The following is a 14,897-nucleotide window of genomic DNA, read 5'->3' on the forward strand; positions in this document are numbered from 1 at the left end:
CAGAAGAGGTGTGCTGTTGCGTTTGTGACTGGATCGAAGCATGGTGCATGTGGTGAAGGAATTGCCTTATTGTTTGTGTATTGACTCTTGAGTCGATTCCAGAAGCTTGACTATCATTGGTCGTTTTTTTGCACATGTGGGGAAGCACGTCGCAAACAGCCATATTGTCGGGCTTGACAATTTTGAACGAGGAGTTTTCGTGCGCAAATTTGGGCGTATCCTAACCGCGGCCTCGGTAGCTGCCCTACTTATGCCATCACAGTTGATGGCCGTTGCGGTGCCTACCAATCCCTCCGACTCGGCGATAGCAACTGCGCACAGCGAGGTTGGCGATGCCGAGTCAAGCGTGACAGCTTTAGTGGCAGCAATTTCAGATAGTGAAGCCAATCTGTCTCGAGTTGAGTTGGAGATGGGTAAGCTGCGTGAGGGCGTTAATAAGGCCATCGTTGACTATCACCGAGCTAAAGACGAAGCTGACCAAGCACGTGCTAAAGTCGCCCAAGCACGCAGTAACTTAGAGTCGACCCAATCTGATCTCACTCGCGCGCAGCAATCGCTCGATGAGATTTCTCGATCAACCTATCGCAAAGGCGCCACGGGAGTTGTCGGGGGACTCGCGGGAACCACAACGTCTGAGGACGCACTGGCTCGCCAGACTTTCCTTCGCACCCGCGCTGAAAAGCAGAGAACAGTCGTTAATGAACTGGATCGACTTCGCACTCAACAGGCTAATGAGGAATCTCTCCTTCGCGAGGCGCGTAATATCGCTGAGGCCAAGGAGCGGGCCGCTCTCGACGCCAAGGAAAATGCGGAGCGAGCAATACGCGAAAACTCTCAAGAACTCGAGCGTCGACATATGGAACGTCAGAGCCTCGAGGCCGACCGCTCAGCCGCCCAGGTACGTTTGAGTCAGGCGCGCAGCACGGCCGATGCTCTCTACGCCCAACGTGAGGAATACCGAGCATTTGAAAAAGCCGAAACCGAACGCAAGGCCAAAGAGGCTGAGGCAGCGCGGGCCGAGGCTGCGCGAGTAGCTGCACAACAAGAACTGGAGAGAAAAGAAAGGGAACGCCAAGAAGCCGAGGCACAGGCCCAGGCAGCCCGAGAGGCACAAGCACAAGCACAGGAACGCGCCGCACAAAAGGAGGCAGCGGAGCGGCGTGCTGCCGCTGAAGCTGAAGCTGAGGCAGCGCGCAGGGCCCAAGAAACTGCGGCCGAGGTAGCCGCCGAGCAAGCGCGGGAGGCAGCTGCAGCCCAAGCCGCCGAAAAGCAGGCACTCGAGCTGGTTAATCTCGCAGCCGATGAACTCCTAAAAGCCTCCGATACCCCAGACCAGGGAGCCGCACCCCAAGACATCCCTCAAGAGTCGGTTGCGCCAAGCGCTGAGGATATAGCAGAGGATTCTAGTAATTCAAGCCCTAGTTCCCCAGAAGCCTCGGCGGTCGCTGACGACGAATTAGATTCCGCTATCCAGGATCTCCTCGTTAAACTCGATGAGATTGCGGACGAAACTCCAACCGGTAATGACATCATCACCGACGGTTCAAGGAGCGAACGCATCGAAGCCGTGATTGCCAGGGCACAGAGCGTGATCGGGACCCCTTACGCTTGGGGTGGTGGCAACGTGAATGGCCCTACGAAAGGAATCCGTGATGGCGGAACCGCCGATAGCTACGGCGACTTTAATAAGGTTGGTTTCGACTGCTCGGGCCTGGTCATCTACGCCTTCGCCGCCGCCGGCTTCGATCTGCCACACTATACTGGCTACCAATACAAGCACGGCACCAAGATCGACCCCAAAAATATGCAGCGTGGTGACCTCATTTTCTACGGACCCAACGCTGAATACCACGTAGCTATCTATCTCGGTGATGGCACAATGATCGAAGCTCCCCAATCTGGTTCAACCGTCCGTATCTCCGATGTACGCTGGGGTGGTATGAGTCCGTACGCTGTGCGTCTAATTTAACTCGCGCATTTTAAATATTCTCAGCCCGCCACCTCAACGGTAAAGGTGGCGGGCTGAGAATATGGGATGCCGCGGTGGGGCAGAAATGTCGCTTCAGGGTATTAGGATGGGTTAGAGTCATCCCTATGCACCTTTCTATTGATGCTCTTTTGCTGTTAAGTTTTGGTGGCCCAGAGAAGTCCGAAGATGTGATGCCTTTTCTGCGCAATGTTACGCGCGGCCGCGGAATCCCCGACGAGCGTTTGGAAGTTGTGGCAACCCACTACCACCATTTTGACGGATACAGTCCCCTCAACGATTGCAACCGAGAAATAGTAGCAAATATCCAATCGGAATTATCACACAGAGGGCGCAAACTTCCCGTCTACTTCGGAAACCGGAACTGGCACCCCTTTGCCGTTGACACCTCAGAAGAGATCGCTCGCGATGGGCACAAGACTGTAGCAGTTTTCGCGACGAGTGCATGGGGTGGGTACTCGGGATGCCGGCAGTATAACGAGGATATCTCCGCGCTACGCGAGCATCTCGCGGAACGCTCACTACCATCAGTCGACTTTATCAAGCTGCGGCAATTTTATGATCATCCAGAATTTATAGCCGCGAATGCTCATGCGGTGCGCGATACTCTCGCAAAATTTCAAGCCCTAAACATCCCACCATCGGATCTTCGCCTGGTTTTTACGGCCCATTCCATTCCCATGGTGGCCGACGAAAATTCTGGCACATTTGCGGATGGGAATCTGTATTCTCGGCAAATTCACGAAGCGGCCCGCCTTGTCGCTCACGCGGTAGACTTCAAGGACTACGACGTCGTGTGGCAATCAGCCTCCGGTGATGGTCGGATACCGTGGCTTGAACCCGATATACGAGATCACGTTGAGCAGCTTAACGATCAAGGCGTCAACAATATTCTGGTGTGCCCAATCGGCTTCATTTCAGACCATATGGAAGTTGTGTGGGATCTAGATAACGAAGTCCGCGACGATGCGCAGCGGCTGAATATGACGATCTTACGGGCGCCAACCGTCGGGCACACTCAGAAATTTGCGTCAATGGTGGTCGATCTCATCGACGAAAGTCTGGGTAAATGTCCTGCACAGCATTCAGGTACCGTGATATCGAAAGGAGTTACCTTAAATGGAGCTGCCTGTGAGTATCAATGTTGTCCGCCGGCACGGCGCCCCCACTCGACCAAGGAATAACTTATAGCAGCCATCCGAGCGTGTCGGATATATTTTGCCAAGCTAAGGAGTTGAGGATCGAAAGCGTGGTGGTCGTAGCGAATGTGGACTGCCTCCACAATGGCACTTACACGGTCGGCGCGCGCGATTAGTTGACCGGCCCGCGGCGGCAGATCTGCGGGCAGGCCAGGATTTTCATAGAAGTCACTGAGAGTCCCCACTAGAAGGCGGGGCTGGCTCGATTGATGCTGTAGCAGCGAATCTCGGCCTTCGATATAGTCCGCAGACCGGGCGGTGGCTTCCCGCAACAGGGTATCAGCTTCCCCCAGACTAATAGTAGAAAGCGGGCGACCTTGGTATGGGGCGGCCTCCCATTCCACTCCCGTAGCACGCTGATGGGGGATGAGCAGTGTGTGATGCCCGATCAATAAGGCTTCATTGACTCCTAAAGGTGCGGGAATAGGATCACCAGGACCACCAAGGAGGGCCATAAGTACTGGTGGTTTTGCCGAGGTGAGCATCTTTTGTCTAAGGAATTTCAGCAGTTCAAGCAGATTTTCCTCGCCGTCGTACAGCGAGTGTGCGCCTCCGAGGTCGCCTAAGGCATCTTTAAGGCTGTCAAAGGATTCGAATCCATAAAACCAGGCGCCGAGCCACAGGGTTATATTTTGAAGAGGCGAGTAGAAATCTTTCATTCTCCATGAGTTTAGTAGGCTAAGTGATCGTGAGAAATTACGGGGATATTTTTCAGCAAAAAAAGGGACCTCGTTACCCTGAGGTAGAGGTAACCATCGGATCGGTCGTCGAGGTGCTTGCTGATGGCTTTGTGGGCGCAATCATAGGTTTCGAGAAGACCTATGATGGTGATTTCATCCGCCTGGAAGATCGGCGTGGGGTTGAGAAACTCTTCAAACTACGACCGGGCGCCTTTCTCATCGAAGGCCAACGGGCGACCTTGAAACGAAAAATCGCAGCGCAGCAGCCACGTCGCTCAAATTCGGGATCTACGATGGTGGAAAACTTCAGTGCGAAAGTCGCCGCCCCTTCTCGTATTTGGGTCGAAGGTATCCATGACGCTGCAATCGTGGAAAAGATTTGGGGTCATGATCTCCGGGTCGAAGGCGTAGTGGTGGAATATCTCGAGGGGCTGGATAACTTATCCGCCAGGTTGCAAGAATTCCGCCCAGGACCAGGACGACGCATCGGGGTACTAGCCGATCACCTTATAAAAGGATCAAAGGAGATGCGCTTGACCCAGTCCGTGGGCGAGGATGTGCTGGTGACAGGACACCCATATATTGACATCTGGGCAGCGGTCAAACCTGAACGCCTAGGGTTGAGAAACTGGCCCGATATTCCCTTCGGAGAAGACTGGAAGATGGGCGTGTGTGAGCGTCTGCACTGGTCCGATCCGAAAGAAGGGTGGAATAGAGTATACCGAGCGGTGCACAGCTACCGAGATATTGATTCTCATCTCATCGGGGCAGTCGAACGGCTCGTCGATTTTGTCACTAACCCTGAATTGAAAAAGTCGGATCTTCTTTAGAGATATCGCAGTGCCCTTACGGACTCCTGCTATTTTTCAGTTCAACCGAGTAGACTGACCGTGTGGGCTCTTTAATCTGGGTTATTGCAGGGTTAGTTCTCCTCGTCGCCGAATTGGCGGTCGGGGAGCTGACGTTAATGATGCTGGGAAGTGCGGCGCTGTTAACCGGTGTGGTCGCCTTGCTAGGTATTCCAGTAGGCGTAGAGATCATAAGTTTTGGAGTCTTCTCTCTTATGCTTTTGATATTTCTCAAGCCAGCATTAAAGACCCGCTTCCTCAACCAGAATGTCTACCTCGATACCAGTCCCAAAGCGTTAGAGGGCAGTCACGCTCTCGTTGTCGAAGCTATAACAGCGCACAGTGGTCAAATCAAGGTAGATGGATCAATATGGACCGCACGTAGTCTCGACCCTAGTGTCACTTTCTCAGAAGGAGATACCGTGGCAGTGATTTCCATTGAGTCTACGACTGCCGTGGTCTGGAAAGTGTAGAACATAATGGTTACTCTCATACTCTTCGGGGTCCTGATTGTCTTGATCATCGTGACCGTTGCTAAGGCAGTGGTTCTGATACCTCAGGGCGAAGCGGCAGTAATTGAAAGACTGGGACGTTATACGCGTACGGTCTCAGGCGGTATCACTTTACTAATACCGTTTATCGACCGTGTCCGCCAACGCGTGGACACTCGTGAACGAGTGGTGAGCTTCCCTCCGCAAGCTGTTATTACTCAAGACAACTTGACGGTAGCTATTGATACCGTCGTTACCTTTCAAATCAATGATGCCGCCAAGGCTATCTACGGTGTAGATAATTATATTGTTGGTGTTGAGCAAATCTCTGTTGCCACTCTTAGAGATGTCGTAGGCGGTATGACCCTGGAGGAGACTCTCACTAGCCGCGAAGTCATCAACCGTCGGCTGCGAGGCGAGCTTGATGCGGCCACCACCAAGTGGGGCCTGAGAATTTCCCGCGTCGAGCTCAAGGCGATCGATCCCCCTCCATCTATTCAACAGTCTATGGAGATGCAGATGAAGGCAGATCGAGAGAAGCGGGCCATGATCTTAACTGCTGAGGGCCGTCGTGAATCCGATATCCGCACCGCTGAAGGTGAAAAGCAAGCGCGAATCCTCGGCGCTGAGGGTGAGAAGCATGCCGCTATCTTGCGCGCCGAGGCCGAACGCCAGGCAGCCATCCTGAGAGCTGAAGGTACTCGGGCAGCCAAGTTCTTGGAAGCTCAAGGTGAAGCGCGAGCCATCACTCAAATCAATGCCGCAATTAAGCGCTCCGAGCTCACTCCGGAAGTGTTGGCTTATCAGTACTTGGATAAGCTACCGAAGATGGCCAGCAATGAAGGCTCGACGATGTGGATGATCCCAAGTCAGTTCTCTGACGCTCTTGAGCACTTCGCCAAGAGCTTTGGCGATAAAGATCAGGATGGAGTATTCCGCTACGAAGCGCAGAAATCCGAGCCGGTCCAAGAAGAAGACGTGCCTGAGGAATGGTTATCGGCAAGCTCTAATCCCGAGATCGAGGCAGCGTTAGCGGCGGCAAATGCGGTGGCGCAGAAACCTGTGGATGAGGTCAACCCCATCCCGGGTCTTCCCACTCAGACGAGTCAGCTGCCCGAAACTTCCTAGAACTAGAGTTTTAGTTATATAGGCTGCACTGGTGTGCAGCCTATATTTTTTTCTCATCAGCTGCTTGGAGAAAGCGGACTGCCAGACGCCAACCAGCCAATTCCGCTTGCCATCCAGCAGCTTGCAAGCGCTGACTCATCGCCTGCTTTGAAATCCCCAGCTCCATGGCTGCTTCATTCTGAGTATATCCACGTCGCATGAGGCTAGTTGCTTCGCGCCCTTCAGGGGTGCGCTTGTGAAGAAGATAGGCTAAAAGTATAAAGGCTCCCGCAATATCCTCGGCTTTTTCTTTTTGCCGCCTTATCCCAACCTTCACTACACCGGCACGGGCATGGGAGCCAAGAGTGGTACGTGCTAGTCGCCGCGCCTGCTCAGCTTGAGGGGCGATGGCGATAGCTATCGCCCAGTCTCCATGAGACAGAAGTGCAAGCGCAAGATCGCAGCATACTTCGGCAGAGGTTATGCACGTCACGATGTCTTCGACGCTGACTACTTCGAATTCACCAGCCCCCGGAAGGGTTGAAAGTCGTGCTGCCGAGGTGCGTACCAATTCCGCACGACGTCGTTCGCGACCGCGGTAGCGAGCATAGAGAACAAACATAGAAAATCCTTTGACTCTACAAAGACATGGATAGATAACTCTTATTCTAGTCCGAAGACTTGACTTGTGACGCATCCCCAAGTGGCAAGGTGTGATCTAGCCATAACCCAATCAATCCGACGAAGCCGAAAGCGACAGTGATAAGCAATGTAGTGGTATCAAAACTGCGAATAAGAGCGTCGCCAAGAAAAACCACCGCAGCTGTTCCAGGGGCAGAACCGATGAAGGTGGCAATGAGAAAGCCACCTAAGGGAATCCTTGTCATTGCCACCGTATAATTGAGCAGCGAAAAAGGAATCCCCGCGATCATTCTCAAGCTCATCACAGCTAGCCACCCACGTTGCTCGAGGTGAGAGTTAATACGGGAGGCCGCTGGATGATCGAGGCGATCTAAGACAGACTGACCCACAACGTAGCGAACCAACAACAAAGAGAGGCCCGCTGAGCAGGTGGTGGCGCTGAGTGCTATGGCCACTCCTAGCCACGGTGGAAAGAGCAACCCGGAGCTGAGCGTCAATAATGTCCGTGGAATCGGGAATTGCGTGATAGTGACATAGAGCAGGAAGAAAATTGGAATAAAAAAATACCCACTGCGGTGAGAGAGATCCTCCAGGGTTTCAAGCGATGGAATATCGATAAAGAGCACCGCGACCATGCCTATAATCAGCAGGCTCGAGAACGCGATACGGCGTGCGAGGGATAAATCCCGCCACGTTAGTTGGAGGAAGGATGTGAATTTCACAACGATTTTTAATGCTTGCTTCACTTTTTCCACTATATTTCTTCATTTGCGCGCTATATCTAGGCAAAGCAGGGCGCAATTGCTGCCTGCATTAGCTAGACTAATCGTAGTGCTCTGAATTTGCTTATCTCAGCAGCATGCCCAAATTACTAACATCACCTTCAAAGGTCGCGAGTGGGACACTCACGGCCTTTAAGCGTGGAAAAAGAGGGGAGTAGGTCCTTATCGTGACTGACACACGAAGTTCCTTAACTCAAGAGTTTGAAAACCGCCAGCAAGCTTGGTATCGAGCCGTTGCTGGAGTTTTTGCTCGGGTACAGAAAAAGGACGCCGCCGATATTCCTGACGATATCTGGCGAAAATTAATTAAAACTACCGGTGAGGGTATCCACATCAACCCGCTCTATACGCGAGCTGATGAAATTGACGAAGTGGCCCCTCCCGGACAATTTCCATTCCTCCGCGGACCCAAAGGCGCCGGTGAAGGAAATGAAGGGTGGGGAGTAACCGAAACCTTCGATTCCTCCCACAACCAGAGCGACGTGTTGCATGCTTTGGAAAACGGCACCACCAACCTAGTACTCAAAGGATCGGCCGATCTAGCCACCCTGCTCAACGGCGTGTACCTCAGCCTAGCGCCGGTGCGACTAGATTCCGGAACAGACCTAGACAAGCAAGCACAGGCGCTCTTTGAGATTGTCGACTCCCAAGAGGACGATCCCACTGCTATCGAATTAGGCGCAGCCCCTTTGACCAGCCAGATTGATGGTCGTGAAACCTGCACCCTCGACGAAGCTATTTCCTGGGCTAAGAAGAGCTCCCAGCGAGCACATACCCGTGCACTGTTGGTAGACGCGGTGTCTTTCTCTAACCAAGGAGCCACCGATGCTGAAGAAATTGGCCTAGCGCTCGCTGCCGGAGTGGAATATCTTCGCGCCTTAACCGATGCAGGTCTCTCTGTACCGGATGCTCTCGAGCAAATCTCCTTCCGCTACGCAATCACCGACGATCAGTTCTCCCAAATTTCTAAATTGCGTGCTGGCCGCGCTTTGTGGGCTCGAGTTGCGGAGATTTTGGGGGCACCAGAGCACGGTTCGGCTCCGCTTCACGCGGTCACTGCTCCCGTAATGTTCTCCCAGCGCGATCCTTGGGTTAATATGCTGCGTTCCACAGTTGCTGCTTTTGCAGCTGGTGTAGGCGGCGCACAGGATGTTGAGGTTCTGCACTTCGACTGGGCTATTCCAGGTGGTCTACCGAAAACCTCACGCACTTTTGCCAGCCGTATCGCCCGCAATACCAACCTGTTACTGCTCGAAGAATCGCATCTTGGGCATGTCATCGATCCTGCCGGTGGATCCTACTACGTAGAATCCTTCACTAAGCAGCTGTCCGACAAGGCGTGGGATGTATTTACCACCATCGAAAAGGCTGGTGGTTTGCAGCAGGCGGTAGATGCTGGCATCGTTGCGACAATGCTTGCAGAGTCGCATGAGGCAACGCGCAAAGAAATTGCGCTGCGCCGCAAGAAGGTCACTGCAATTAACGAGTTCCCAAATCTGCTTGAGGCGCCCCTGCCCGCACAACTGCGTCAAGAACCCGCAGGTGTTAAGCGGTGGGCGGCTGAATTCGAAGCCTTGCGTAACCGCTCGGACGCCTATCTTGAGGAACATGGGGCACGCCCCGCTATCGCTCTTATCCCGTTGGGGCCGCTAGCGAAGCATAATATTCGTACCGGTTTCATTACGAACTTGTTGGCCGCAGGAGGCATTGAATCCCACAACCCTGGTGAAGTCAAGCCAGGCACTGAGGAATTCACCCAAGCAGCTTCACAGAGCTCGATCGTGGTTATCTGCGGTACCGATCAGGAATACGAAGCCACCGGCGCTGCTGCCTTCGATGCGCTGCGCGAAGCAGGATGCGAAACTATTATGTTAGCCGGCACCAGCGGTCACGGCGTCGATGCCGATGACTATTTAAATCTTAAGATCGATGCGGCTGCAACTCTTGCCACGCTGCTAGATAAGTTGGGAGCATAAGCAATGAGCACGATCCCTAATTTCTCCGATTTTTCAGCACAGCCTGAAAATCCGACCTCCACTCAGGCCGATATGAGCGCCTTGAAAGACCAGCTTTGGGAAACCCCTGAGGGCATTGGGGTACCTCGCGTCTTCAACCGCGACGATCGCAACGATGCAGTCGCCGACGAGCAGCTCGATTCTTTCCCTGGGATGCCGCCATTTATGCGTGGACCCTATCCCACCATGTACACCAACCAGCCGTGGACGATTCGTCAGTATGCGGGATTTTCCACGGCAGCTGAATCAAATGCTTTCTACCGACGCAACCTAGCCGCCGGTCAGAAAGGCCTGTCGGTTGCATTCGACCTTGCTACCCACCGCGGTTATGATTCTGATAACGAACGAGTGCTTGGTGACGTCGGTATGGCGGGCGTGGCCATCGACTCGATTCTGGATATGCGCGAGCTCTTCCAAGGCATCGATCTGTCAAGCGTGTCCGTTTCGATGACCATGAATGGTGCTGTGCTGCCAGTTTTGGCCCTCTATATCGTTGCCGCTGAAGAGCAGGGAGTAGCTCCCGAGCAACTGGCGGGCACCATCCAAAACGATATTCTCAAAGAGTTCATGGTGCGTAATACCTATATTTACCCACCGAAGCCCTCAATGCGAATCATCTCCAATATCTTCGAGTACACCTCGATGAAGATGCCACGCTTCAACTCCATTTCGATCTCTGGTTACCATATCCAGGAAGCGGGAGCGACGGCCGACCTCGAGCTCGCTTATACACTTGCCGACGGTGTGGAGTACATCCGCGCTGGTAAAGAGGTGGGCCTTGATGTCGATAAATTTGCCCCTCGTTTATCCTTCTTCTGGGGCATTTCGATGTACACCTTCATGGAAATCGCTAAGCTTCGCGCCGGACGTTTGCTGTGGAGCGAACTGGTTGCGAAATTCGAAAATAAGAATCCGAAATCGCAATCTCTGCGTACCCACTCCCAGACCTCGGGCTGGTCGCTGACCGCTCAGGACGTGTTCAATAACGTCTCACGCACGTGCATCGAGGCAATGGCAGCAACTCAGGGACACACTCAGTCCCTCCATACCAACGCCCTCGATGAGGCACTCGCTTTGCCCACCGACTTCTCTGCACGTATTGCCCGCAATACGCAGCTCTTGCTGCAGCAGGAATCCGGCACGGTTAGGCCGGTAGACCCATGGGCCGGCTCCTACTATATCGAATGGCTCACTGAGCAACTCGTAGAGCGTGCTCGCAAGCATATCGAAGAGGTTGAGGCAGCTGGCGGTATGGCACAAGCGACGATCGAAGGCATCCCGAAGCTTCGCATTGAAGAATCTGCAGCTCGGACGCAGGCCCGCATTGACTCTGGCCGTCAAGCACTCATTGGTGTGAACAAGTATGTGGTCACCGAGGACGAGCAGATTGAAGTGCTCAAGGTGGATAATACGAGGGTACGCGAAGAGCAGCTGGCTAAGCTGGAGAAGTTGCGCGCCGAGCGCGACGAAGATGCCTGCCAGCGAGCACTGCAGGCGCTCACTGAGGCAGCCGCAAAGACCGATAAGGAACCCGGCGATCTTGAGCACAATCTGCTCAAGCTCTCGGTGGACTGTGCGCGCGCCAAGGCCACCGTGGGCGAGATCTCGGATGCGCTCGAGAAGGTCTTTGGCCGCCACGAGGCTGAGATCCGCACACTCTCAGGCGTATACAAGGATGAGGTTGGAAAGGAGGGCCAGGTGAATAATGTCGCCCGCGCCATCGCTATGGCCGATGCTTTCGAGGCCGAGGAAGGCCGCCGTCCACGTATCTACCTCGCCAAGATGGGCCAGGATGGTCATGATCGCGGTCAGAAGGTTGTAGCTTCCGCCTACGCCGACCTTGGCATGGATGTTGATGTCGGACCCCTTTTCCAGACCCCAGCCGAGGCAGCCCGAGCTGCTGTTGATGCCGACGTGCATGTGGTGGGCGTATCCTCGCTCGCCGCAGGTCACTTGACATTGGTGCCGGCACTTCGCGATGAGCTGGCTAAGCTGGGCCGCGACGACATCATGATCGTCGTTGGTGGTGTGATTCCGCCAGGGGATTTCCAAGAGCTCTACGATGATGGCGCCGTGGCGATCTATCCTCCAGGAACAGTGATTGCAGAGTCGGCTATCGATATGCTCACCAAGCTATCGGCACAACTGGGTTTTGAGCTGGACATACCCGAAGATCTGAAGTAGCAAGTTAGTAACCCTAGGTTCTCCTTGCTGAGAAAGAAAACGCGTGGCCACTCGATGAACGTCTATTGGGTGGCCACGACGTTTACCTAGGAATAGCCTCCATACCTTGTCCTCGGGGTTCTTACAGCCCTGAGGGACCTCAAGAAGGGTGATGACATGCCCCACGATAATGAATATTTAGAGCACCATCTGGGCTCTCTCCTAACCACCGCCGGCACAGATTTGGGGGAGATCACCGCGGTACCCCCTCAAATCGTAGTGCGGGCTCGGCGTCGCATCGACGTCGATGAGCTTTTCCAGGGAGTCAGAGAAAATAACCGAACAATGGTTTCACGCGCGATAACGTTACTTGAATCGACAGCGCCTGCGCACCGCGTTCTTGCCCAAGAGTTGTTAGTCAAACTCCTGCCTTTTTCCGGTAATGCGCTCAGAGTCGGTATCACGGGCGTGCCCGGCGTCGGTAAGTCGACCTTTATCGAATCGCTAGGGCAGAAACTAATTCGCGAAGGTCATAAGGTGGCAGTGCTCGCCATTGATCCTTCATCCACACGTACGCGCGGATCTATTTTGGGTGATAAGACTCGTATGTCGAAGCTCACTCGCGAGGACAATGCGTTTATTAGGCCCTCTCCATCTGCCGGAACTCTTGGTGGAGTTGCCAAAGCCACCAGAGAATCCATGGTAGTTTTTGAAGCTGCTGGATTTGACGTCATACTCGTGGAAACTGTGGGAGTTGGACAGTCCGAAGTAGCTGTCTCTCAGATGGTTGATTGCTTCACTTTCCTTGCTTTAGCGGGTGCAGGAGATCAACTGCAGGGCATCAAAAAAGGTGTTCTAGAGATGGCGGATCTCGTGGCAATTAACAAGGCCGATGGATCCAATCTTAAAAATGCCAAGCGAGCTGCTAGGGAACTGGCAGCCGCACTACATATGGTGCGTCCTGAGAACGCCGAGTGGCATCCGCCCACCTTAACAATGTCGGCTATTGAGCATGAAGGTACAGATAAGTTCTGGGACTATGTTATGGAGCATCACGAGCAGATGCTCGAGTCGGGCCTCTTCGAGAAAAACCGTCGAAATCAACAGGTTCAGTGGATGTGGTCGATGGTGCATGAGACTCTGTTACAGCGCCTTAATTCACATCCGTCGGTCAAACAGGTTAGTGCCCTCGTAGAATCCCAACTGCGTGAGGCACAGATTACGCCTACCCTAGCGGCAGAGAAGATCCTGAACGCCTTCGATACTCAGGTTCCCTGAGAGTTTATGGCCTAAAGGCTATAATGGTAACCGTTCGCGATAATTAAGAGAAAGGTGAGAAATAATGGCTGATTACGGCCCACATCCCTATATCCTCAATATCGAAGAGAAAACTCTCAGCAATCCTCATTTTCGGGACACAGTCTGGACTGGCCAATTCCTTCAAATGACGGTCATGACCATACCCGCTGGGGGAGAGATCGGCGCCGAAGTGCACGACGACCACGATCAATTCTTAAGGATCGAGGCTGGCAAGGGTCGCGTGATGATTGGTGAGAGCGCCGAAGCTTTAGAAATTGACGAAATTATTGAAGACGATTGGGCTATTTTTGTTCCTGCCGGTAAGTACCACAATGTGGTCAATGCGGGTGAAGAACCTTTGAAGGTCTATTCAATCTACGCTGCCCCTGAGCATAAGAAGGGTACCGTGCATCCTACCAAGGATGATGCGGATAACGATCCTCACGAACATTAATTGTCGAAATATCAAAGTGCTCGGGATTTTAAGCCGAGCACTTTTTGCGCACTGTCTCATAGTGCGAGAGTGGGTGAGGGGTAAAGAAATATAAAAAGTCCCAGAAATAATTCTGGGACTCTTTTACTGTCTCAACACAGTGTGCCCGAGGGGGGACTTGAACCCCCACGTCCGTTAGTAGGACACTAGCACCTCAAGCTAGCGCGTCTGCCATTCCGCCACCCGGGCAATGGGTATCGTTTTCAGCCTCGCGGCTGGGCACTCACTAAACTATATTAGAGAGCTCAATCATTAACAAATCCGCTGGCTATGGGCTAAAAAGTGGAATCTATGGCTCATCTTTACCACGTCTTAGTTGAGCCAGCTCTGCGCTCAGGCGTTGGATCTCAGAGTTCATAACCTGCAGAGTTTCCATAAGTTCATCGTGACGCTGAGCTTCACTTATTTCCCCTTCTCTCACCGCATCGTTTTGCACCTGTTCGACCAGCCACGCCGACACCATTGCTGTGACGACACCAGCAACAGCAATTCCGGTGAGCATGAGGAGGGCGGCCACAATACGACCCTGGCTACTGATCGGTGAGATATCCCCGTATCCTACAGTGGTCACGGTGGTCAAGGCCCACCACAGGGCATCGCCGAAGCTGTGCACTGCCGTGCCGGGAGTCGTTACTTCCGCCTCGTAGAGGGAAATAGCTGCAACAATAATGATAAGTAAGGACGCTACTGACGTATAGAGAGCCACGGTCACCCGCGCGTTTGCAGCCGAGTAGCGTTGCAACAAAACCAGGGTGGGCAATACCCTAAGAGCACGTAACGGGCGGAACATAGGCAACACGATCATTGCGGTCTCCCACCAGTGACCAACCATCCACGCTGCCCTATTCTCAGCGAGGTATAGACGCACGAGATAATCAATGAGAAACGCCCCCCAAATGGCCCACATTCCCACCGCAGCCGCCTGGTTAAGGAAGGCCTCGTTATCGCCTAGGGCATTCCATGCATAGAGGAGTAAAAATGCCAGCGAGGCCACGAACATAGGCCCCTCCACCCGCCGTTCCCATTTCATTTGTGCAGAAGCATGATCTGGAATATCCGGAGCAAATAATTCGCGCACGAGCAGCATAACTTTGGCGCGCAGTGAAAGCGATGCGATTGCCTTGGCATGAGAATTCATGGTTTTATTCTTGCACTTTCACGCTATCTTTGATGCAACACTGATATTCCTCG

Annotated in this window: 13 protein-coding genes and 1 tRNA gene; 9 read left to right on the forward strand and 5 right to left on the reverse strand. The window is 53.4% G+C overall.

Translation table 11 applies throughout. The features are described from left to right. Positions 1 to 250: 250 nt before the first annotated feature. Positions 251 to 1,969, forward strand: coding sequence for a DIP1281 family NlpC/P60 protein (locus NXT00_RS01735; RefSeq protein ID WP_396124702.1), 1,719 nt, complete (start codon positions 251 to 253; stop codon positions 1,967 to 1,969). Positions 1,970 to 2,094: 125 nt separating this feature from the next. Beyond that, positions 2,095 to 3,171: a ferrochelatase gene (locus NXT00_RS01740; protein WP_259076883.1), complete on the forward strand. Its 1,077-nt coding sequence runs from the start codon at positions 2,095 to 2,097 to the stop codon at positions 3,169 to 3,171. Here NXT00_RS01740 and NXT00_RS01745 read toward each other — a convergent pair. Then, a complete protein-coding gene (locus NXT00_RS01745; RefSeq protein ID WP_259157784.1) occupies positions 3,126 to 3,845 on the reverse strand; it encodes a hypothetical protein in 720 nt (239 codons plus the stop codon). The genes NXT00_RS01740 and NXT00_RS01745 overlap by 46 nt on opposite strands. Before the next feature lie 47 nt (positions 3,846 to 3,892). Between NXT00_RS01745 and NXT00_RS01750 the strand changes: the two genes are divergently transcribed. The 3 genes from NXT00_RS01750 (at position 3,893) to NXT00_RS01760 (ending at position 6,333) form a co-directional block, all read left to right on the forward strand. Continuing rightward, the gene (locus NXT00_RS01750) at positions 3,893 to 4,696 is read left to right on the forward strand and encodes a DUF3097 domain-containing protein (RefSeq protein ID WP_396124703.1); all 804 of its coding nucleotides are present in this window, start codon (positions 3,893 to 3,895) and stop codon (positions 4,694 to 4,696) included. A gap of 62 nt (positions 4,697 to 4,758) precedes the next feature. Then, positions 4,759 to 5,187 carry an NfeD family protein gene (locus tag NXT00_RS01755; protein ID WP_259076891.1) on the forward strand — a complete coding sequence of 143 codons (429 nt, stop codon included), beginning with the start codon at positions 4,759 to 4,761 and terminating at the stop codon, positions 5,185 to 5,187. A gap of 6 nt (positions 5,188 to 5,193) precedes the next feature. Beyond that, positions 5,194 to 6,333 (forward strand): SPFH domain-containing protein, encoded by a 1,140-nt coding sequence (locus tag NXT00_RS01760; protein ID WP_259076893.1) that lies wholly within the window; start codon positions 5,194 to 5,196, stop codon positions 6,331 to 6,333. A gap of 40 nt (positions 6,334 to 6,373) precedes the next feature. Here NXT00_RS01760 and NXT00_RS01765 read toward each other — a convergent pair whose 3' ends face one another. Both NXT00_RS01765 and NXT00_RS01770 read right to left on the reverse strand, forming a co-directional pair. After that, the gene (locus NXT00_RS01765; RefSeq protein WP_259076895.1) at positions 6,374 to 6,934 is read right to left on the reverse strand and encodes a MarR family transcriptional regulator; all 561 of its coding nucleotides are present in this window, start codon (positions 6,932 to 6,934) and stop codon (positions 6,374 to 6,376) included. Between the two features lie 46 nt (positions 6,935 to 6,980). Next, positions 6,981 to 7,700, reverse strand: coding sequence for a TVP38/TMEM64 family protein (locus NXT00_RS01770; RefSeq protein WP_259157786.1), 720 nt, complete (start codon positions 7,698 to 7,700; stop codon positions 6,981 to 6,983). Between the two features lie 203 nt (positions 7,701 to 7,903). Here NXT00_RS01770 and NXT00_RS01775 point away from each other — a divergent pair, with 203 nt between their 5' ends. The 4 genes from NXT00_RS01775 to NXT00_RS01790 all read left to right on the forward strand — a co-directional run bounded on the left by NXT00_RS01775 (position 7,904) and on the right by NXT00_RS01790 (position 13,667). Next, positions 7,904 to 9,712: a methylmalonyl-CoA mutase family protein gene (locus tag NXT00_RS01775; RefSeq protein WP_259157787.1), complete on the forward strand. Its 1,809-nt coding sequence runs from the start codon at positions 7,904 to 7,906 to the stop codon at positions 9,710 to 9,712. A gap of 3 nt (positions 9,713 to 9,715) precedes the next feature. Further along, the gene (gene scpA, locus NXT00_RS01780; RefSeq protein WP_259076903.1) at positions 9,716 to 11,935 is read left to right on the forward strand and encodes a methylmalonyl-CoA mutase; all 2,220 of its coding nucleotides are present in this window, start codon (positions 9,716 to 9,718) and stop codon (positions 11,933 to 11,935) included. A 156-nt stretch (positions 11,936 to 12,091) separates the two neighbouring features. Further along, positions 12,092 to 13,192, forward strand: coding sequence for a methylmalonyl Co-A mutase-associated GTPase MeaB (gene meaB, locus NXT00_RS01785; protein ID WP_259076904.1), 1,101 nt, complete (start codon positions 12,092 to 12,094; stop codon positions 13,190 to 13,192). Positions 13,193 to 13,256: 64 nt separating this feature from the next. Next, positions 13,257 to 13,667 carry a cupin domain-containing protein gene (locus tag NXT00_RS01790; RefSeq protein WP_259076906.1) on the forward strand — a complete coding sequence of 137 codons (411 nt, stop codon included), beginning with the start codon at positions 13,257 to 13,259 and terminating at the stop codon, positions 13,665 to 13,667. Between the two features lie 142 nt (positions 13,668 to 13,809). Here NXT00_RS01790 and NXT00_RS01795 read toward each other — a convergent pair. Together NXT00_RS01795 and NXT00_RS01800 are read right to left on the reverse strand one after the other, a co-directional pair. Next, positions 13,810 to 13,895: transfer RNA gene (locus NXT00_RS01795), tRNA-Leu, on the reverse strand. 100 nt (positions 13,896 to 13,995) lie between these two features. Continuing rightward, a complete protein-coding gene (locus NXT00_RS01800) occupies positions 13,996 to 14,844 on the reverse strand; it encodes a potassium channel family protein (protein ID WP_259076908.1) in 849 nt (282 codons plus the stop codon). Between the last annotated feature and the right edge of the window lie 53 nt (positions 14,845 to 14,897).

Source organism: Corynebacterium sp. ES2715-CONJ3 (genome assembly GCF_024814365.1).
Classification (GTDB): domain Bacteria; phylum Actinomycetota; class Actinomycetes; order Mycobacteriales; family Mycobacteriaceae; genus Corynebacterium.